Here is a 19,342-nt window from a genome sequence, read left to right as displayed (position 1 = left end):
AGCATGGAGCGCTGGTCGCGCACTCGTTTCTGCTGATCGAGTAGCCCGCTCCGCGAAAGTCCATGTTGATCGAGTAGACCGCGAAGCGGGCGTATCGAGATCCACCGTGGCCAGCTGGGCGGGTCTCGATACGTCGCCCTGCGGGCGCCTACTCGACCAGCATGGAGCGCTGGTCGCGCACTCGTTTCTGCTGATCGAGTAGCCCGCTCCGCGAAAGTCCATGTTGATCGAGTAGCCCGCGAAGCGGGCGTATCGAGATCCACCGTGCTCAGCCGGGCGGGTCTCGATACGCCGCCCTGCGGGCGCCTACTCGACCAGCATGTTCTGCCGCCCCTCGTGCTGTCGGAGGAGCAGGCCCTCGCCGCCTTCATGCTGATCGAGTAGCCCGCGCAGCGGGCGTATCGAGATCCACGTCGCCGGCACTCCGCGCGCACGTCCGCTAACGCCGCCGTGTTAGCGTCGATACTCGTGACCGAGAGCCCGACGACCCGCGACCGCATCCTCAGCGCGACTGCGGCGCTGCTCGCGGAGGGCGGCCGCGACGCGGTCTCCACTCGCGCGATCAGCTCGGCGGCCGGCGTCCAGGCGCCCACCATCTACCGCACGTTCGGCGACCTCCGCGGCCTGCTCGACTCCGTCGCTGCCGCGGGCTTCGCCTCCGCCCAGGCCGAGTTCGACGCCGTCGACGCCCCCGCCGACCCCGTCGACGCCCTCCGCGCCGCCTGGGACCACCACATCGCCTTCGGGCTCGCCGAGCCGCACCTCTACGCGCTGATGTTCACCGGGCGCCCGGGGGAGGAGTCCGAGGCGGCCCGCCTCGCCCGCGGCGTCCTCACCGCCCACGTCCGCGCCGTCGCCGAGGCAGGCCGCCTCACCGTCGAGGTCGAGCACGCCGCCCGCCTGCTGCAGTCCGCCGCCCTCGGCTGCACGCTCACCCTCGCGGCCACGCCCGACGAGGACCTCTCCGCGCGCTCCCGCGAGGCCGTCCTCGCCGCGATCACCACGGCGGAGGCGGGCCCGACCGACCCCGCCGCCCGCGCCTTCGCGGCTCACGCGGTCGCCCTGCGCACCGCGCTGCCCGGCGTCGACGGCCTCACCGCGGCCGAGAGCGCCCTCCTCGACGAGTGGCTCCTGCGCCTCACCCGCTGACCGGACTCCCGTCGATCGGTCGAGAGGCTGCGAGCGTCGTCAGATCTCCTCGTACTCGAGAAGGCCGGTCTCGAGCGCGTGCTGCCTGAATCCGCCCCTCCCGAACGGCAGGAAGTACTCGCCCTGCAGCAGATCGTCCACGAGCGATTCGACCATCGCCAGTGTGAGCAGCTTCGACCGTATCCCCTGGCAGAGCAGCGGAACCGTTGCGGTCAAGCGGAGGCCGTGCTCCTGCGCGACGGACCGGGCGACGGCGTCGTCGATGACCAGCTCGCAGCCGAACTGCTGGCCCAGGGCCAGGACCGCGCACTCGCCCACGTTCTTCCGGTCCGCGACGAGCCTGTCCTCGAAGCTCGCGACAGCACTCAGGAAGTCCAGGTCGGTCGACCGGAAGACCTTGATCCAGGTGTGGCTCGAGAGATCGAGCCCGTCGAAGACGGTTCCCGGCGCGCTGCGCAGCTCCCGCTCGACGGCATCGGGGATGACGACCGGGCGGTCTCGAGCAAGGAACTTGAGGACCCCCAGCCAGCCCTCCGCTGCGAAATGGCGCATCGGCCCTGTGTCGAACACGAGCGCCTCCGCCGGCACTGTCATGAGACGAAGGACCAGATCTCGTCGGCGCGCCGCGGGCGGACCTCGGGAAGATCCTCATCCGCGAGAGTTCGACGCAGCAGGTCCAGGCCGCGCTCGCGGCTGATCCGCTCGGTCTTGACCAGATCGAGCACCGCCTTCGAGAACTGTCGAGGCACGCTCGTCCCCGTGAGCTCCTCGGGGGGAGCATGGAGATCGAGCTCGATGTAGTCCGCAGCGATCGGCTTGCACTGGCGTACCACCGCGGCGTCGTCCTGGCTGACGAGGTCGAGCTCCCGCAAGCGCGAGGCGAGCGAGGCGAAGTCGACTCGGTACCTGCTCGCGGTGAGGATCGCGGCGTTTCGTGCGCCCGAGGTCTCGACGAGAGTCGGCCACTCGCGCAGGAGCGCCTGCTCGGGCAGCAGGACCGCGCGAGCGAAGCGGTCGAGCTTGGATTCGAGGGGAACGGAGTCGAGTCCGTGCTCGCTGACGCGCCAGTCGACGACGTACGCGGCGGCGGTGAGATGGTGTCCCAGCTCGTGCGCCAGCGCCAACCGCCGGCGTCCGACCTTCATGTGGCTGTTCACGACGGCGATCCCGCCGAGCGTGTACTGCACGGACCCCGCGTCGGCGGTGTCGGCCCCGATGTCGGAGGAGAAGGCGAGCAGCCCGGCCTTGCTGACGAGCTCGCTCAGATCGCGAGCCGGGGCGTCCTCGGGAAGCGCGAGAAGCTCCCGAGCGCGAACCGCGAGTGCTTCCGCCTCGCGGCCGGTGGTCGGTGGCTTCCACCGCGGTCGCGCGCCGCTGTCGTCGACGGCTCGGGGCAGCTTCGCGGCGTTCAGCCCGGCGATGAACTCGACGTCCCGGACGAGTCCGGACAGGAGCCCGTCGATGTTCGAGTCCACGGTGTCGAGCCCTCGGCTCGATCGGTGAGCGATGATCGCCGGAGTGGGGTCCTCGAAGAACTCCGACATCCGCGCTCCGAGGGCTGCCGCGATATCGGACAGCTCCAGGGCTGTCACCCTTCTGACCCCGGCCTCGATCTTGCTCACGACGGAGCGCTCGAGGCCGACCGCTGCGCCGAGCTCGTCCTGGCTCATCCCGCGGCGTGACCGGGTCTCGCGGATGCGCGTGCCGAGGACGCGGGAGCTCATCTCCGTCATGCGTGCGATTCTGGCACGGTCGTGACGCCGCCGGTGCGACGAGCGCGAAGAAGACGATGACCGACGCGATTCGACCGCTCAGAGGAGCAGAGCGCTCGACAAGAAGACGTCGCGTCGGCGCCGCAAACAGAGAACGGCGCCGCAGCTGGCGAGAGCGTGCGGCGCCGTTCGGCGGAGGATGGGGGATTCGAACCCCCGAGGGCTTGCACCCAACACGCTTTCCAAGCGTGCGCCATAGGCCACTAGGCGAATCCTCCTGGCGCGACCGTGGCCGCGACTCATCGATACTAGCCGGTGCCGGCGCCCTCCGCTGACCACCTGCCGCCACGGCCGTGCCCGTCCGCCGCCGGCGTCGGTTAGACTGTCTCCCGGCTCCCCGCGTGGCGCCATCCAGGCCAACTCCCCCAGGGCGGAAACGCAGCAAGGGTAACCGGGCTCTGGCGGGTGCGCGGGGGGTCTTTTCCGTTAAGCGGCGCGAGCGCCTGTGCGCCGCCCGAGGGCGGCGCCGACCTGCGGGCGCCTGGCTCCGGAACGCAGCCGGCTCACGACAGTCGACGCACGGGCTCGGGCGTCGACTGCGGCCCGCCTCTCCTCCACACCCCGCCGCTTCTGCACGCTCTCCCATCCGGGGCACCCGCCCAGCCTCCGGAGGGCCCCCGTCGCTAGGCTTGCGCCGATGGTTCAGAGCATCTACATCTCGTCCGCCGAAGGTCATTCGGGCAAGTCCACGGTCGCCCTCGGCGTCCTCGACCTGCTCAGCAGCCAGGTGCAGCGGGTCGGCGTCTTCCGCCCGATCGCCCGCTCCACCTCCGAGCGCGACTACGTGCTCGAGATGCTGCTCGGCCACTCCGACTCGGGTCTCGCCTACGACGACTGCATCGGCGTCACCTACGAGGACGTCCACGCCGACGGCGAGGCCGCCCTCTCCCGCATCGTCGAGCGCTACAAGGCCGTCGAGGCGCAGTGCGACACCGTCGTGATCCTCGGCTCCGACTACACCGACGTCGGCAGCCCGACGGAGCTGGGCTACAACGCCCGCATCGCGGCCAACCTCGGCGCTCCCGTCCTCCTCGTCCTCACCGGCCGCGACCCGTCCCGGAGCGAGCAGCTCGGCCAGGCGCCCGCGCGCACGCCCGACGAGATGCGGCAGATCACCGAGCTCGCGGCGGTCGAGCTGCGCACCGCGCACGCGAGCCTGATCGGCGTCGTCGCCAACCGCGCCGATCCCGCCACCTCGGAGCAGGCCGTCGCCGCGATCCGCGAGGCGCTGCCCGCCGGCGCCCCGGTCTGGGCGATCCACGAGGACCCGTCCCTCGTCGCACCGAGCGTGTCGCGCATCATCGAAGCCGTCGACGGCGTCTTCGTCGCGGGCGACCCGGAGCTGCTCGGCCGCGAGGCCCTCGGCGTCGTCGTCGCGGGCATGTCGATGGTCAACGTGCTGCCCCGCCTGATGGAGGGCGGCGTCGTCATCGTCCCCGGCGACCGCCCCGAGGTCGTGCTCGCCGTGATCATGGCGCACGCCTCCGGCAACTTCCCGACGGTCTCGGCGATCATCCTCAACGGCGGCTTCGAGCTGCAGGAGCCGATCGTGCGCCTGATCGAGGGCGTCGACAACCGCCTGCCGATCGTGATGACCGAGCTCGGCACCTACGACACCGCGGTGCGGGTCACCGCCGCACGCGGCCGCCTCGCCGCCGACTCGCCGCGCAAGCGCGACACCTCCCTCGCCCTGTTCGCGGAGGCGATCGACCCGGTCGAGCTGCTCACCCTGCTCGATGTCGGCCGCTCCGAGGTCGTCACGCCGCTGATGTTCGAGTACGGCCTGATCGAGCGCGCCCGCATCGCCGACCGGCACATCGTGCTGCCCGAAGGCGGCGACGACCGCATCCTCCGCGCCGCCGCGACCGTGCTCAAGCGCGGCATCGCCCGCCTGACGATCCTCGGCGAGGAGGTCGAGGTCCGCTCCCGCGCCGCGACCCTGGGCCTGGACATCGACGGCGCCCGCGTCCTCAGCGTCCTCGACCCGGAGCACCGCAACCGCTTCGCCGAGGAGTACGCCCGCATCCGCGCGCACAAGGGCATCACCTTCGACCACGCCTACGACACCGTCACCGACGTCTCCTACTTCGGCACGATGATGGTCCAGCTCGGCCTCGCCGACGGCATGGTCTCGGGCGCCGCGCACACCACCGCGCACACCATCCGCCCCGGCTTCGAGATCATCAAGACGAGCCCCGGCGTCTCCGTCGTCTCGAGCGTGTTCCTGATGGCGCTGGCCGACCGCGTCCTCGTCTACGGCGACTGCGCCGTGAACCCCGACCCGACCGAGGCGCAGCTGGCCGACATCGCGATCTCCTCCGCCGAGACGGCGCAGCAGTTCGGCATCGATCCGCGGATCGCCATGCTCTCCTACTCGACCGGCGAGAGCGGAGCCGGCGCCGACGTCGAGAAGGTCCGCGCGGCCACCGCGCTCGTGCGCGAGCGCCGCCCCGATCTGCTCGTCGAGGGCCCGATCCAGTACGACGCCGCCGCGGACGCGGCCGTCGCAGCCTCGAAGATGCCCGGCTCGCAGGTCGCCGGCCGCGCGACGGTGTTCATCTTCCCGGACCTCAACACGGGCAACAACACCTACAAGGCCGTGCAGCGCTCGGCCGGCGCCGTCGCGATCGGGCCGGTCCTGCAGGGTCTGCGGAAGCCGGTCAACGACCTCTCCCGCGGCGCTCTCGTGCAGGACATCGTCAACACCGTCGCGATCACCGCGATCCAGGCGGCGACGCAGGCCATCGTCCCGCCGACCTCCGCCATCCCCGTCGTGCGCTGAGGGCCACCCGCCCGAGCGCCCCGTCCGACCCCGAACCCCCAGGAGTCCCACCGTGTCCGTCGTCCTCGTCGTCAACAGCGGCTCGTCGTCCTTCAAGTACCAGCTCATCGAGATGACGACGGAGGAGACGCTCGCGAGCGGCCTCGTCGAGCGGATCGGCGAGGAGACCGGCCGCACCAAGCACAGCCACGACGGTGACACCGTCGAGTTCGAGACGCCGATCCCGGACCACACGGCCGGCTTCGACGCGATGGTCCGCGCCTTCGCCGAGCACGGCCCGAGCCTGGACGAGTTCCCGCCGATCGCCGTCGGCCACCGCGTCGTGCACGGCGGGAAGCGCTTCTACGAGCCGACCGTCGTCACCGACCTCGTCAAGATCAACATCGAGGACCTCAGCGACCTCGCGCCGCTGCACAACCCCGCCAACCTCGAGGGCATCGAGGCCGCGCAGAAGGCCTTCCCCGACGTCCCGCACGTCGCCGTCTTCGACACCGCGTTCCACCACACGATCCCCGCCGCGGCCTCCACCTACGCGATCCCCGCCGAGCTCGCCGACAAGCACCGCATCCGCCGCTACGGCTTCCACGGCACCTCGCACAAGTTCGTCTCCGAGGCGGCCGCCGCGTTCCTCGGCCGCCGCCGCTCCGACCTCAAGACGATCGTCCTGCACCTCGGCAACGGCGCCTCCGCCTGCGCGATCGACGGCGGCGCCTCCGTCGAGACCTCGATGGGCATGACGCCGCTCGAGGGCCTCGTGATGGGCACCCGCTCCGGCGACCTCGACCCCGCCGTCGTCTTCCACCTCGCCCGCAAGGCCGGCCTCTCCACCGACGAGCTCGACGCCGTCCTCAACCGCCGCAGCGGACTCCTCGGCCTCTCCGGCCGCGGCGACATGCGCGACGTGCAGGACGCGGCCGAGGCCGGCGACGAGACCGCGACGGCCGCCCTCGAGGTCTACTACCACCGCCTCCGCCACTACGTCGGCGCCTACTACGCCCAGCTCGGCCGCGTCGACGCGATCGTCTTCACCGCCGGAGTCGGCGAGAACGTCCCCGCCGTCCGCGCCGGCGCCCTCCGCGGCCTCGAGGGCCTCGGCATCGAGCTCGACCCCGAGCGCAACACCGCCCGCGACCGCGGCCCCCGCCGCATCTCCACCGACGACTCCCGCGTCGCCGTCCTCGTCATCCCCACCAACGAGGAACTCGAGATCGCGCGGCAGTCCTTGTCCGTCGTCTAGCAGCTTCGCTGCTAGACGACTCGCGGTCGGCTTCCTGGGGTGGGAGCGTTCCGTGGAGCGGGTCGCGTCGGGCTGCCCTGAATCGCTGGCACGCGATTCCGGGTCGGGCCCTCTGCCTCGTCCGTGCAAGCACGGTGCGGCCGACGTGACGGGTGGTCGCCTGAGCAGCGGTGGGGCCGCGTTGCGCGCGAGCCGGGGAGTGGGCCGCGCTGGCGCGCGAGCAGCGGAAGGGCCGCGCTGGCGCGCGAGCTGCTGCCTTCCGTGGTCGCTGTCTCCTTCATGCTGGTCGAGTAGCCCCGCAGGGGCGTATCGAGACCCGCTGTCCTCAGCAGGGCGGGTCTGCAGACTCGGGATCTGACGGTGGTGGATCTCGATTCGCCCGCTGCGCGGGCTACTCGATCAGCGGAGGGGGCCGCGCTGGCGCGCGAGCCGCTCCCATGCGCGGTCGGTGCGCCTGCATGCTGGTCGAGTAGCCGCGGAACGCGGCGTATCGAGACCCACCCTGTCTGTGCTCGGGGTGCCAGTCCGCCCGCTGCGCGGTCGGCGGGTGGGGCCGCGCTGGCGCGCGAGCTGGGGCCTCCCGCGGTCAGCGCGCGCTTCATGCTGGTCGAGTAGCCGCGGGACGCGGCGTATCGAGACCCGCCCGCGTCAGTCCGCGAGGCGGGCGTCGCCCGCGTAGACGTTGAAGCCGGCGCCTCGGCTGAAGCCGATGAGGGTGAGACCCGCGTCGCGGGCGAGGTCGACGGCGAGCGAGGACGGGGCGCCTACCGCGGCGAGCAGGGGGATGCCCGCCATCACGGCCTTCTGGACGAGCTCGAACGAGGCGCGGCCCGACACCTGCAGCAGCGTGCCGCGCAGCGGCAGCCGGCCCTCCCGCAGGCCCCAGCCGACGACCTTGTCGACCGCGTTGTGCCGCCCCACGTCCTCCCGCAGCACGAGCGGCATTCCGTCCGCGTCGAACAGCCCGGCCGCGTGCAGGCCGCCGGTCCGCTCGAACACCGCCTGCGCCTCCCGCAGCCGGTCCGGCAGCGACACCAGCAGCTCGCTCGACACCCGCAGCGGATCCTCCGCCACGCTCCACGCCGACTCCGTCGCGACCGCCTCGAGCGACGCCAGCCCGCACACCCCGCACGAGCTCGACGTGTACACCGAGCGCTCGCGGTCGAGCAGGACCTCCGCGCGGCCCCCGCGCACGCTCGCGTCGATCACGTTGTAGGTGTTCTCGCTCGGCCCCGCACCGCTCGCGCAGTAGCGCATCGCGGCGAGCTGCTCCGTCGAGGTGAGCACCCCCTCCGACACCAGGAAGCCCGCGACCAGGTCGAAGTCCTCCCCGGGCGTGCGCATGGTCACGCTGAACCGCCGGCCGCCGACCCGGATCTCGAGCGGCTCCTCGACGGCGAGCACGTCCTCGCGGCGGCGGGTCGGCTCCCCGGCGCGGACCGCGATCAGACGGGTCCGGGCGATGGCACGGCTCATGGGGTCCTCCTCGACGCGGCGGCGCACCGCCCCTCGACCTGAGAGCCCGGACGGCAGGCGCTCATCCTCCCACCCGCTCCCCGACGTACGATGCAGGAATGGTCGATGACGCCGAAGCCCGCGAGAAGCCGATCGACGAGAGCGCCGTCACGGTCGGCGCCCCGAAGCGGCGGGCGGTCGGCATCCCCGGCGTCGCGCACGCGCTGCAGATCTCGCTCAAGCAGATGGGCCCGCTGCGCAGCGCCGAGACGCTCCTCCGCGTCAATCAGAAGACCGGCTTCGACTGCCCCGGCTGCGCCTGGCCCGAGTCCGACAAGCGGCACGTCGCCGAGTTCTGCGAGAACGGCGCGAAGGCGGTCGCCGAGGAGGCGACGCTGCGCACCGTCACGTCCGCCTTCTTCGCCGCGCACTCGCTGATCGAGCTCGAGGGCTGGGACGACTACCAGCTCGGCCAGCAGGGCCGCCTCACCGAGCCGATGCTCCTGGACGAGGGCGCCACGCACTACCGCCCGGTCGGCTGGGACGAGGCACTCGACGTCGTCGCGGAGGAGCTGCGCGCCTGCACCGATCCGGACGAGGCGATCTTCTACACCTCCGGCCGCACCTCCAACGAGGCCGCGTTCGTCTACCAGCTGCTGGTGCGCGGCTTCGGCACCAACAACCTGCCCGACTGCTCCAACATGTGCCACGAGTCCAGTGGCTCGGCCCTGACCGAGACGATCGGCATCGGCAAGGGCACGGTCAGCCTGCGCGACGTCGAGCGGGCACCGCTGCTGATCGTCGCCGGCCAGAACCCCGGCACCAACCACCCGCGGATGCTCACCGCGCTCGAGCGGGCGAAGCGCGCGGGCAGCACCATCGTCGCGATCAACCCGCTGCCCGAGGCCGGACTGCTGCGCTTCGAGAACCCGCAGACCGTTCGCGGCATGATCGGCGGCGGCACGGCCCTCGCCGACCACTTCCTCCAGGTGCGGCTCGGCGGCGACCAGGCGCTCTTCCAGGGCTTCGGCAAGGCGCTCCTCGACGCGGAGGAGGCGCGCGGCGGCGTCTTCGACCGCGCCTTCATCGCGGACAGCACCGATGGCCTCGAGGGCTACCTCGACGAGATCCGCGGCACCGCGTGGTCCGAGATCGAGCGGGCGAGCGGGATCGACGAGGCGCGGATCCGCGCGATCGCCGAGCTGATCGCCGCGAGCGAGGGCACGATCGTCTGCTGGGCGATGGGGCTCACCCAGCACGCGCACTCCGTCGCGACGCTCAAGGACGTCGTCAACGTCCTGCTGCTGACCGGCAGCATCGGCAAGCCGGGCGCGGGCGTCTGCCCGGTCCGCGGCCACTCGAACGTGCAGGGCGACCGCACGATGGGCATCTTCGAGCGGATGCCCGACTCCTTCCACGACGCGCTCGACCGCGAGTTCTCCTTCGCCTCGCCGCGCGAGCACGGCACCGACACGGTCGCCGCGATCCGCGCGATGCGCGACGGGAAGGCCCGCGTCTTCATGGGACTCGGCGGCAATTTCGCGCGCGCGACGCCCGACACCGGCGTCACCGAGGCCGCGATGCGCTCGCTCGCCCTCACGGTGCACGTCTCGACCAAGCTCAACCGCTCGCACGTCGTCACCGGCCGCCGCGCGCTGATCCTGCCGACCCTCGGCCGCACCGACTCCGACAAGCGCGGGACGGGGGAGCAGCGGGTCACCGTCGAGGACTCGATGAGCGCCGTGCACGCCTCGCGCGGGCGGCTCGCGCCGCCGAGTCCGGTCCTGCAGTCCGAGGTGGCCATCCTCACCGGCATCGCGGAGCGCCTGCTCGCCGACCGCCCGAACGCGCCGGTCGTCGACTGGGCGGCGCTGCGCGAGGACTACCGCCTGATCCGCCGGCACATCGCCGCGGTCGTCCCCGGCTTCGAGGACTTCGAGCGCCGCGTCAACGAGCCCGGCGGCTTCGTCCTGCCGAACCCGCCGCGCGACGAGCGCCGCTTCGCCACCGCGACCGGTCTCGCCCGCTTCACCGCGAACCCGCTGCAGTACCCGAAGGTCCCGGAGGGGCGCCTGCTGCTGCAGACGCTGCGCTCGCACGACCAGTTCAACACCACCATCTACGGCAAGGACGACCGCTACCGCGGCGTGCACGGCGGCCGCCGCGTCGTCTTCGTGCACGCCGACGACATCGCCGAGCAGGGCCTCGCCGACGGCGCGATGGTCGACCTCGTCTCGGAGTGGGAGGACGGTCTCGAGCGGCGGGCCCCGTCGTTCCGCGTGATCGCCTACGACACCCCGCGCGGCTGCATCGCCGCGTACTACCCCGAGACGAACGTGCTGGTCCCGCTCGACTCCACCGCGGCCGTCAGCGGCACCCCCACCTCGAAGTCCGTCGTCGTCCGCCTGGAGCCGGCGGCCTGACCCGTCGGCCGCCCATGCTGGTCGAGCGGCTCCGCCGCATGCTGGTCGAGTAGCCGTGCAGCGGCGTATCGAGACCCGCCCTTCCTGACGGTGGTGGATCTCGATACGCCCGCTGCGCGGGCTACTCGATCAGCATGGATCGCCCGCCGGTCGAGCTGTCGGTCGGCATGGATCGCCCGCCGGGCGAGCTGTCGATCAGCATGCATCGCCCGCCGGGCGAGCTGCTGACGGAACATGCTGGTCGAGTAGCCGCGCAGCGGCGTATCGAGACCCGCCCCGTCAGCAGGCCGCCCGCGCTCACAACGACAGCCGCAGCAGCCGCACCCTCGCGCCCGCTCCGGCGCCGCCTGCGGGGACGACCGCGACCGCCTCCGCCACCGTGAGCCCGGAGAGCATGTGCGAGCGGATCCCGTGGACCGCCCGCCAGACGCCGTCCACCTCGACGACGGGCACGAGCACGGTCGAGCCGGCGCGCCCCAGCGGCTCGCCCAGCACACCCTGACGCAGCGGCGGCGCACCCGCCCGGGTCGCCGCATCGAGCGCCGGCGGCAGGAACGACAGCGCCGCGAGGAACGCCGCGAGCGGATTCCCGGGTAGCGCCAGCACGACCGCCCCTCCGGGCAGCGTCGCGATCACCGTCGGATGTCCCGGCCGCATCGCGACCCCGTCGACGAGGACGGTCGCCCCCGCGATCCGGAGCGCCCGCCGCACCGCGTCCACCCGCGATCGCCCGGTCCCGCCCGTCGTGATCTGCAGCGGAGCAGTGCTCGCGAGCAGCGCTGCGGCGATCGCCTCGTCGTCGTCGCCGAGCCGCCGCACCGACCCCACCGCACCCCCGCTGCGCGAGACCAGCGGCGGCAGCAGCGGCGTGAACGCGTCCCGGACGCGGCCGGCCCCCGGCATCCCCGCGGTGTCGACCTCGTCGCCGGTGAAGAGCAGGTCCACCGTCGCGGGCCGGCGCACGACGAGCTCGTCGAAGCCCGCGATCGCCAGCAGCGCGAGGTGTGCCGGCCGCAGCCGCACGCCGCCGTCGACGAGCGCGGTGCCCGCCGGAGCCTCGTCGCCCGCGCTGCGGATGTGCCGTCCGAGCGGCAGCGGCTCCTCTGAGGAGAGCAGGTCCCCGGTCGTCCGGCCGCGCTCGCTCGGGAGGACGGCCTCGCACCACTCCGGCACGACCCCGCCGGTCACGATCGGCTCGGCGCTGCCCGGTCCGAGGCGCCAGGGCGACGTGCCGCGGACGGCCCAGCCGTCCATCGCGGAGGAGTCGTAATGAGGCAGCGGCCGTGGCGCGAGCGCGGCGCCCGCCGTGACGCAGCCCTCCGCCTCGAGCAGCGGGACGGTCTCGAGACGTCCCGGAGCGGCCGCCTCGGCGATCCTCGCGCGGGCGCCGTCCCAGTCGGTCTCGCTCATCCGTCCATTCTGGTCGCGGCCGACACGCGAGAACGACGGCGCCGGATCCGAGGACCCGGCGCCGTCGACGGGATCAGCCGAGGTACCCGTTCGGGTTCAGCACGAACTTCTTCGCGGCGCCCTTGTCGAAGTCGGCGTAGCCCTGCGGCGCCTCGTCCAGCGTGATCGCCGTGGCCTGCACCGCCTTCGCGATCTGCACCTTGTCGTGCAGGATCGCCATCATCAGCGAGCGGTTGTACTTCATCACCGGGCACTGGCCCGTCGTGAAGGACAGCGACTTCGCCCAGCCCAGCCCGAGGCGGATCGAGAGCGAGCCCTCCTTGGCCGCGTCGTCCACTCCGCCCGGGTCGCCGGTGACGTAGAGCCCCGGGATGCCGAGGGCGCCGCCCGCCGCGGTGATCGACATCAGCGAGTTCAGCACCGTGGCCGGAGCCTCGGTGCCCGAGTCCGAGCCGTTGCCGTGCGCCTCGAAGCCCACCGCGTCCACGCCGCAGTCGACCTCCGGCACGCCGAGGATCTGCTCGATCTGGCCGGCCGGGTCGCCCTTCGAGACGTCGACGGTCTCGCAGCCGAACGAGCGCGCCTGGGCGAGCCGCTCCTCATTGAGGTCCGCGACGATCACGACGGCCGCGCCGAGCAGCTGCGCGCCGACGGCCGCAGCCAGCCCGACCGGGCCCGCTCCGGCGACGTAGACGGTCGAGCCGACGCCGACGCCCGCGGTGACCGCGCCGTGGAAGCCGGTCGGGAAGATGTCCGAGAGCATCGTGAGGTCGAGGATCTTCTCCAGCGCCTGGTCGCGGTCGGGGAAGACGAGCAGGTTCCAGTCGGCGTAGGGGACCATCACGTACTCGGCCTGGCCGCCGACCCAGCCGCCCATGTCGACGTAGCCGTAGGCGCTGCCCGGGCGGTCCGGGTTCACGTTCAGGCAGATGCCGGTCTTGCGCTCCTTGCAGTTGCGACAGCGGCCGCAGGCGATGTTGAACGGCACCGAGACGATGTCGCCGACCTTGACGAACTCGACGTCCGGCCCGACCTCGACGACCTCGCCGGTGATCTCGTGCCCGAGCACCAGGTCGGCGGGGGCGGTGGTGCGCCCGCGGACCATGTGCTGGTCCGAGCCGCAGATGTTGGTCGAGACGGTGCGGAGGATCGCGCCGTGCGGCAGCTTCCTGCCGATGTTCGCCGGGTTCACGCCCGGTCCGTCCTTCAGCTCGAAGGTCGGGTAGTCGATGTCGATGACCTCGACGACGCCGGGGCTCTTGTAGGCGACTGCTCTGTTGCCTGACATGCGGTTCTCCTTCACGTGGATGACCGCGGGCACGAGCGCCCGCGGGAGCCGCGCCGGAGTCGTTCGGAGAAGGGCCGCGGCGTCGGGGCTCGAGCGAACCGTACGCCCGGAGTCTGGTGCCGGATCGAGGCGGGGGGAGTAGCGTCTGACGGTCAGTGCGTACGCATGCGGATCGCCTCGAGCGACGTCCGCACCGCCGCGTCGAGCGCCGCCCGGTCGCCGCCCTGCAGCCCTGCGGCGTAGCCGGCGAGGAACGTCGTCAGCGGAGCGGCGGGCCGCACCACGCCGTGCGCCGCGTCGCCGGCCAGCGAGAGCAGGGCGTCGCGCTCGATCGGCACGTCGGCGAGCCCGAGGGCGGCGCTCAGCTCGTCCCACCACGCGGCGAGCAGCGCGGCGGTGTCCTCGCGGGGGCCGCCGCCCTCGTGAGAGGCGGGGGCGGAGGCGGGGGCGGGGGTCTCGTTCGTCTGGTCGGTCACGCGTTCATTCTGCGCCCGGCACAGCTTCTGCGCCCGGCACGCCTTCTGCGCCCGGCACTGCGATGCCGTGGCGGAGGGCGTCGGCGGGATCGTCGACGTCCGCGGTCGATCCCGCCGGCACCTCGACGAGCAGCACGGTGAGCCCGGCGAGCAGCGCGCGGACGGAGGCGCCGTCGGCCCAGGGCAGTCGCTCGAGGGCCGCGGTCAGCGCGGCTCGGCGGTGCAGACCGAGCAGGAGCTGCGCGCGGCCGTCCCCGTCGACGGCGAGCAGGGCGTCCGTCGCCGGATCCGCGGCCGCGGCACTCGCCAGCAGCCGCTCGAGCGCGGGCGCCGGATCGACGAGGTCGGCGGCGAGGACGGCGATCCACTCGGGCGCGCCGGTCCGTGCGAGGAGGGGGAGCGCCGCGGCCAGGCCGGCGACCGGTCCGCCGAACGCGGGGTCCTCCTGGACGAGGCGCGCGGTTCCGACACCGTCGTGCAGTTCCGGCGGCCCCGCGACCACGACGCTCCGCGAGCCGGCGACCGCCGCGAGGGCGTGCGCGAGCAGCGTCGAGCCGTCGTGCTCGAGCAGGGGCTTGGCCGCGCCGCCGAGGCGCTCGCCGCGTCCGCCGGCGAGGATCACGGCGTCGAACGGGGGAGTGCTCGGTCGGTCGGTCACGGCCTCGAGGCTACGGGAGGCGGCGGCTTCGGCGACCAGCGTCCGGTGTCGGAGGTCGCGGCTACTCTTGTCGGGTGGTAGCAGCCCTGTATCGCCGGTACCGGCCCGAGACGTTCGCCGAGATGATCGGCCAGTCCCAGGTGACCGATCCGCTCATGACGGCGCTGCGCACCAACCGCGTCAATCACGCCTACCTCTTCAGCGGCCCGCGCGGCTGCGGCAAGACGACGTCGGCGCGCATCCTCGCCCGCTGCCTCAACTGCGCGCAGGGCCCGACGGACACCCCCTGCGGCGTCTGCGACAGCTGCGTCGAGCTCAGCCGCGACGGCCAGGGCTCGCTCGACGTCGTCGAGATCGACGCCGCGAGCCACAACGGCGTCGACGACGCGCGCGATCTGCGCGAGCGGGCGATCTTCGCCCCCGCCCGCGACCGCTTCAAGATCTTCATCCTCGATGAGGCGCACATGGTGACGCCGCAGGGCTTCAACGCGCTGCTCAAGATCGTCGAGGAGCCGCCGGAGCACGTCAAGTTCATCTTCGCGACGACCGAGCCCGACAAGGTCATCGGCACGATCCGCTCGCGCACCCACCACTACCCGTTCCGGCTCGTCCCGCCCGCGCAGATGCTCGACTACACCCAGGAGCTCTGCGAGCGCGAGAAGGTCGGTGTCGCCGCGGGCGTGCTCCCGCTCGTCGTCCGGGCCGGCGGCGGCTCCGTCCGCGACACCCTGTCTCTGCTCGACCAGCTGATGGCCGGCTCCGAGGACGAGACGGTCGAGTACGAGCGCGCGGTCGCCCTTCTCGGCTACACCCACGGCGCCCTGCTCGACGAGGTCGTCGACGCGCTCGCCGAGCACGACTCCGCCGAGGCGTTCGGCGCGGTCGACCGCGTCATCCAGACCGGCCAGGACCCGCGCCGCTTCGTCGAGGACCTGCTCGAGAAGCTCCGCGACCTCATCGTCGTCGCCGCCACCGGCGGTGCCGCCTCGGCGGTCCTGCGCGGCGTCTCGCAGGACGAGCTCGACCGGATGGCCGGCCAGTCGCGCGCGCTCGGCCTCGGCGAGCTCTCGCGCATCGCGGACATCGTCAACGACGCGCTCACCGAGATGACGGGCGCGACCTCGCCCCGGCTGCACCTCGAGCTGATGATCGCGCGCACGCTGGTGCACGGGTCCGGCGCGGCGGTCGCTCCGGCGTCCGTCGTGGTGCCGGCGCCGGCGCAGGCCGCCCCCGCTCCGACACGGCCGGCCGCCGACTCCCGCGCTCCGGAGTCGCGCGCGACCGAGTCCCGTGCCGCTGCGTCCCGCGCGCCCGAGACCCGTGCGACCGACTCGCGCATGCCCGAGCCGCACCTCCCGTCGCATGCCGCGACGCCGGAGTCGGTCCCGGAGTCGATCGCCGCGGCCCCGCGCGTCGAGACGCCGGTCGTCTCCGCGGCGTCGGTCGACGCCGGCTCCGGCGCGCCCGACGCCGTCCCGAGCGCCGCCGCCGACGCGACTCCGGCCGACTCCACTCCGGCCGACACCGCGGCGTCCCGCCCGGCCGCCCCGGCCCCGGCGACCCACGCCTCCGCGGCGGACGAGCCCGGCGGCGTCACCCTGCAGCGGATGAAGGACAGCTGGCCCGAGATCCTCGAGGTCGTGCAGAAGGCCCGGATGACGGCCTGGCTCGTCGCCTACACCGCGCAGGTGCGGGCGCTGAAGGACGACGTCCTCACCCTGTCCTTCCCGAGCCAGAACGACGTCGACTCGTTCAAGATGGCCGGAAGTGCCGGTCAGCCGGGCGTCAGCGAGCATCTTCGCCAGGCGATCCAGCAGGTCCTCGGACTCCGGGTCAAGTACATCGCCCGCGTCGAGCCGCGCGCGACGGCTCCCGAGGCCGAGCGCGCCGCCGTCGAGGCGACTCCGCCGCCCGCCGCCGAGCAGGCCGCCGCTGGGCAGCCCGCCGCGGCGGCCGCCCCGAGCGACCCCGACGAGTGGGCGACGGTCGCCATCCCGGCCGACCCGGCCCCCGCCGAGGTCGCCGCCGAGCCCGCGATCGAGACGGTCGTCGCTCCCGAGCCGACCGACGTGCCGGTCCTCGCCCCGTCGCCGCGCTCCGCCCCGGTCGTCCCCGAGCAGGAGCCCCCGGTCCGCCCCGCCGGCGCGTCGGCGACCACCGCCGAGCCCTCCGGTGACGAGCCGCCGTTCGACGAGGAGCCTCCGGAGGAGGACATGCCGCCGGTCGAGCCGCCGATGCCCGACTCCTGGGCCGTGGTCGCCCCTCCCGGCGAGCCGACCGCGCCCCCGGCCCCCGTCGCTCCCGCTCCCGTCCGTGCTCGCGAGCGGCCCGAGCCGGCGCCCCGCCCGGTCACCCGCACCACGCGCTCGGCCACGGCCGACGGCCGGCAGCGCTACGGCGAGGCGGTCGTCCGCGAGATCCTCGGCGCCCAGTTCATCGAGGAGCAGCCGCACGTCCCCCGCGGTCCGCGGGTGACCGGCGGATGACCGCCCGGCACCTCGCACTCCACATCACCGCACTCCTCACCCCCGAACCCGCTCCCCGAGAGGAGGCGCCCGCATGTACGAAGGCATCGTCCAGGAGCTGATCGACGAGCTCGGCCGGCTCCCCGGCATCGGCCCGAAGTCGGCCCAGCGCATCGCGTTCCACATCCTGCAGACCGAGACGTTCGACGTCACCCGCCTGGCCGAGATCCTGCTCGAGCTGCGCAACCGCGTGCACTTCTGCGACATCTGCGGCAACGTCGCGGAGGAGGCGACCTGCGGCATCTGCCGCGACCCGCGCCGCAGCCGAGCTGTCATCTGCGTGGTCGAGGAGGCGAAGGACGTCCCTGCGATCGAGCGCACCCGCGAGTTCCGCGGCCTCTACCACGTGCTCGGCGGCGCGATCAGCCCGATCGACGGCATCGGCCCCGACCAGCTCCGCATCCGCCAGCTGCTGCAGCGCCTGGCCGACGGCGAGGTCCAAGAGGTCATCATCGCGACCGACCCCAACCTCGAGGGCGAGGCCACCGCGACCTACCTCTCCCGCATGCTGAGCACCCTCGGCATCCGCATCACCCGCCTCGCCTCCGGCCTCCCCGTCGGCGGCGACCTCGAGTACGCCGACGAGATCACCCTCGGCCGCGCCTTCGAGGGCCGCCGCCTCGTCGAGAACTGACGCGGAGTAGCCGGCCGGGCCCGCCGCCGCAACATGACCGCTCGCGCATGCGCCCGCCGGTAGACTCCTGCGTCGGGTCGCCACGGCCCGAGCCACTGACCCGGGAGTAGCGCGTGAGCCTGATCGTCCAGAAGTTCGGCGGGTCCTCCGTCGCCGACGCGGAGAGCATCAAGCGGGTCGCGAAGCGCATCGTCGCCACGAAGCAGGCGGGCAACGACGTGGTCGTCGCCGTCTCCGCGATGGGCGACACCACCGACGACCTGCTCGAGCTGGCCCACCAGGTCACGCCGATCCCCGCGCCGCGCGAGCTCGACATGCTGCTCTCCTCCGGCGAGCGGATCTCGATGGCGCTGCTCGCCATGGCGATCAAGAGCATGGGCTACGACGCCCGCTCCTTCACCGGCAGCCAGGCCGGCATGATCACCGATGCCCAGCACGGCGCCGCCCGCATCGTCGACATCACCCCGGTGCGCCTGCGCGCCGCGCTCGACGAGAACGCGGTCGTCATCGTCGCCGGCTTCCAGGGCTTCAACCGCGACACCAAGGACATCACCACGCTCGGCCGCGGCGGCTCCGACACCACCGCCGTCGCCCTCGCCGCCGGCCTCGGCGCCGACACCTGCGAGATCTACACCGACGTCGACGGCGTCTTCACCGCCGACCCGCGGGTCGTCAAGAAGGCCCGCAAGCTCGACCGCATCTCGAGCGAGGAGATGCTCGAGCTCGCCGCCGCCGGCGCGAAGGTCCTGCACATCCGCGCCGTCGAGTTCGCCCGCCGCCACGGCGTCACCCTGCACGTGCGCTCCTCGTTCAGCCCCAACGAGGGCACCATCGTCTACAACGCCGTGCCCGGCGAGGACGCCCCCGGAAGCACCGAGAAGAATGGACAGCCCGTGGAAGAGCCGATCATCGCCGGCGTCGCCGCCGATCTCAACGAGGCCAAGATCACCGTCGTCGGCGTGCCCGACATCCCGGGCAAGGCCGCGCAGATCTTCACGATCGTCGCCAAGACCGGCTCGAACATCGACATGATCGTGCAGAACGTCTCCGCCGCGGCGACCGGCCGCACCGACATCTCCTTCACGCTGCCCAAGGCCGACGGCCAGACCGTCCTCACGGCGCTCAACGCCGAGAAGGACGAGGTCGGCTTCGAGTCGCTGCAGTACGACGACCAGATCGCCAAGCTCGCGCTCGTCGGCGCCGGCATGCGCACCAACGCGGGCGTCTCGGCCAAGCTGTTCCGCTCGCTCTACGAGGCGGGGATCAACATCGAGATGATCTCCACGAGCGAGATCCGCATCTCGGTCGTCACCCGCGCCGACACGGTCAACGACGCCCTCCGCGTCGTGCACACCGCCTTCGGTCTCGACGGCGACGACGAGGCCGTCGTCTACGCCGGCACCGGTCGCTGACCGCCGAACGCCCCCGCGATCCTGCCGATCGCACCCTCCGGCCCGCTCGCCTCCTCCGGCGTTCGGTACCGTCTCCCGGGAGCCCGCCCCGGCACCTCACCGCCAGCACCCCTCGGTCCGC

At 72.8% G+C, this 19,342-nt stretch carries 14 protein-coding genes, 1 tRNA gene and 1 other RNA gene; 8 read left to right on the top strand and 8 right to left on the bottom strand.

Annotated elements, in window-relative coordinates; translation table 11 throughout:
- The first annotated feature begins 468 nt into the window (after positions 1-468).
- Positions 469-1,149, top strand: a complete 681-nt coding sequence (locus HQQ86_RS09515; RefSeq protein ID WP_216845288.1) for a TetR/AcrR family transcriptional regulator — start codon at positions 469-471, stop codon at positions 1,147-1,149.
- Between the two features lie 39 nt (positions 1,150-1,188).
- Here the strand turns inward: HQQ86_RS09515 and HQQ86_RS09510 are convergent, their stop codons facing one another.
- The 3 genes from HQQ86_RS09510 to HQQ86_RS09500 all read right to left on the bottom strand — a co-directional run bounded on the left by HQQ86_RS09510 (position 1,189) and on the right by HQQ86_RS09500 (position 3,139).
- Positions 1,189-1,743 (bottom strand): nucleotide-binding protein, encoded by a 555-nt coding sequence (locus tag HQQ86_RS09510; protein WP_173287881.1) that lies wholly within the window; start codon positions 1,741-1,743, stop codon positions 1,189-1,191.
- On the bottom strand, positions 1,740-2,882 hold the full coding sequence (locus HQQ86_RS09505) for a helix-turn-helix domain-containing protein (RefSeq protein WP_173287880.1): 1,143 nt from the start codon (positions 2,880-2,882) through the stop codon (positions 1,740-1,742). The genes HQQ86_RS09510 and HQQ86_RS09505 overlap by 4 nt, the downstream gene beginning before the upstream one ends.
- A 172-nt stretch (positions 2,883-3,054) precedes the next feature.
- A tRNA-Ser gene (locus tag HQQ86_RS09500) sits at positions 3,055-3,139 on the bottom strand.
- Between the two features lie 110 nt (positions 3,140-3,249).
- Between HQQ86_RS09500 and ffs the strand changes: the two genes are divergently transcribed.
- The 3 genes from ffs (at position 3,250) to HQQ86_RS09485 (ending at position 6,940) form a co-directional block, all read left to right on the top strand.
- An RNA gene (ffs, locus tag HQQ86_RS09495) (signal recognition particle sRNA small type) lies at positions 3,250-3,346 on the top strand.
- A 212-nt stretch (positions 3,347-3,558) separates the two neighbouring features.
- Positions 3,559-5,703, top strand: coding sequence for a phosphate acetyltransferase (gene pta / locus HQQ86_RS09490; protein ID WP_173287879.1), 2,145 nt, complete (start codon positions 3,559-3,561; stop codon positions 5,701-5,703).
- Between the two features lie 52 nt (positions 5,704-5,755).
- Positions 5,756-6,940, top strand: coding sequence for an acetate kinase (locus HQQ86_RS09485; protein WP_173287878.1), 1,185 nt, complete (start codon positions 5,756-5,758; stop codon positions 6,938-6,940).
- Between the two features lie 648 nt (positions 6,941-7,588).
- Here the strand turns inward: HQQ86_RS09485 and fdhD are convergent.
- The gene (gene fdhD, locus HQQ86_RS09480) at positions 7,589-8,416 is read right to left on the bottom strand and encodes a formate dehydrogenase accessory sulfurtransferase FdhD (RefSeq protein ID WP_173287877.1); all 828 of its coding nucleotides are present in this window, start codon (positions 8,414-8,416) and stop codon (positions 7,589-7,591) included.
- Between the two features lie 98 nt (positions 8,417-8,514).
- Between fdhD and HQQ86_RS09475 the strand changes: the two genes are divergently transcribed.
- Positions 8,515-10,818, top strand: coding sequence for an FdhF/YdeP family oxidoreductase (locus tag HQQ86_RS09475; RefSeq protein WP_173287876.1), 2,304 nt, complete (start codon positions 8,515-8,517; stop codon positions 10,816-10,818).
- 297 nt (positions 10,819-11,115) lie between these two features.
- On the opposite strand, the gene HQQ86_RS09470 is transcribed toward HQQ86_RS09475, so the two are convergent.
- From HQQ86_RS09470 to HQQ86_RS09455, 4 genes are all read right to left on the bottom strand, one after another.
- Positions 11,116-12,228 (bottom strand): molybdopterin molybdotransferase MoeA, encoded by a 1,113-nt coding sequence (locus HQQ86_RS09470; RefSeq protein WP_173287875.1) that lies wholly within the window; start codon positions 12,226-12,228, stop codon positions 11,116-11,118.
- A 73-nt stretch (positions 12,229-12,301) separates the two neighbouring features.
- Positions 12,302-13,516 carry a formaldehyde dehydrogenase, glutathione-independent gene (fdhA, locus tag HQQ86_RS09465; RefSeq protein ID WP_173287874.1) on the bottom strand — a complete coding sequence of 405 codons (1,215 nt, stop codon included), beginning with the start codon at positions 13,514-13,516 and terminating at the stop codon, positions 12,302-12,304.
- Between the two features lie 152 nt (positions 13,517-13,668).
- A complete protein-coding gene (locus tag HQQ86_RS09460) occupies positions 13,669-13,992 on the bottom strand; it encodes a DUF6457 domain-containing protein (protein ID WP_173287873.1) in 324 nt (107 codons plus the stop codon).
- A 4-nt stretch (positions 13,993-13,996) separates the two neighbouring features.
- Entirely contained in the window at positions 13,997-14,650 is a 654-nt protein-coding gene (locus HQQ86_RS09455) for an NTP transferase domain-containing protein (RefSeq protein WP_173287872.1), read from the bottom strand.
- Between the two features lie 74 nt (positions 14,651-14,724).
- On the opposite strand from HQQ86_RS09455, the gene HQQ86_RS09450 reads away from it, so the two are divergent.
- The 3 genes from HQQ86_RS09450 (at position 14,725) to HQQ86_RS09440 (ending at position 19,221) form a co-directional block, all read left to right on the top strand.
- Positions 14,725-17,136: a DNA polymerase III subunit gamma and tau gene (locus HQQ86_RS09450; protein WP_173287871.1), complete on the top strand. Its 2,412-nt coding sequence runs from the start codon at positions 14,725-14,727 to the stop codon at positions 17,134-17,136.
- Positions 17,137-17,209: 73 nt separating this feature from the next.
- Positions 17,210-17,809 carry a recombination mediator RecR gene (gene recR / locus HQQ86_RS09445; RefSeq protein ID WP_123447702.1) on the top strand — a complete coding sequence of 200 codons (600 nt, stop codon included), beginning with the start codon at positions 17,210-17,212 and terminating at the stop codon, positions 17,807-17,809.
- Positions 17,810-17,922: 113 nt separating this feature from the next.
- Complete coding sequence (locus HQQ86_RS09440; protein ID WP_173287870.1) at positions 17,923-19,221, top strand: aspartate kinase; 1,299 nt, start codon at positions 17,923-17,925, stop codon at positions 19,219-19,221.
- Positions 19,222-19,342 lie beyond the last annotated feature (121 nt).

The organism is Rathayibacter sp. VKM Ac-2857, assembly GCF_013205025.1.
Lineage (GTDB): Bacteria > Actinomycetota > Actinomycetes > Actinomycetales > Microbacteriaceae > Rathayibacter.
Note: the sequence above shows the minus strand (reverse complement) of the source record. Positions and strands in the feature narration are given on the sequence as shown.

Bases quoted from the DNA above. Each gene is read 5' to 3' on its own strand.
- fdhD (WP_173287877.1), bottom strand. From the start codon at position 8,416: ATGAGCCGTGCCATCGCCCGGACCCGTCTGATCGCGGTCCGCGCCGGG.
- pta (WP_173287879.1), top strand. From the start codon at position 3,559: ATGGTTCAGAGCATCTACATCTCGTCCGCCGAAGGTCATTCGGGCAAG.
- recR (WP_123447702.1), top strand. From the start codon at position 17,210: ATGTACGAAGGCATCGTCCAGGAGCTGATCGACGAGCTCGGCCGGCTC.
- HQQ86_RS09510 (WP_173287881.1), bottom strand. From the start codon at position 1,743: ATGACAGTGCCGGCGGAGGCGCTCGTGTTCGACACAGGGCCGATGCGC.
- HQQ86_RS09475 (WP_173287876.1), top strand. From the start codon at position 8,515: ATGGTCGATGACGCCGAAGCCCGCGAGAAGCCGATCGACGAGAGCGCC.
- HQQ86_RS09505 (WP_173287880.1), bottom strand. From the start codon at position 2,882: ATGACGGAGATGAGCTCCCGCGTCCTCGGCACGCGCATCCGCGAGACC.
- fdhA (WP_173287874.1), bottom strand. From the start codon at position 13,516: ATGTCAGGCAACAGAGCAGTCGCCTACAAGAGCCCCGGCGTCGTCGAG.
- HQQ86_RS09470 (WP_173287875.1), bottom strand. From the start codon at position 12,228: ATGAGCGAGACCGACTGGGACGGCGCCCGCGCGAGGATCGCCGAGGCG.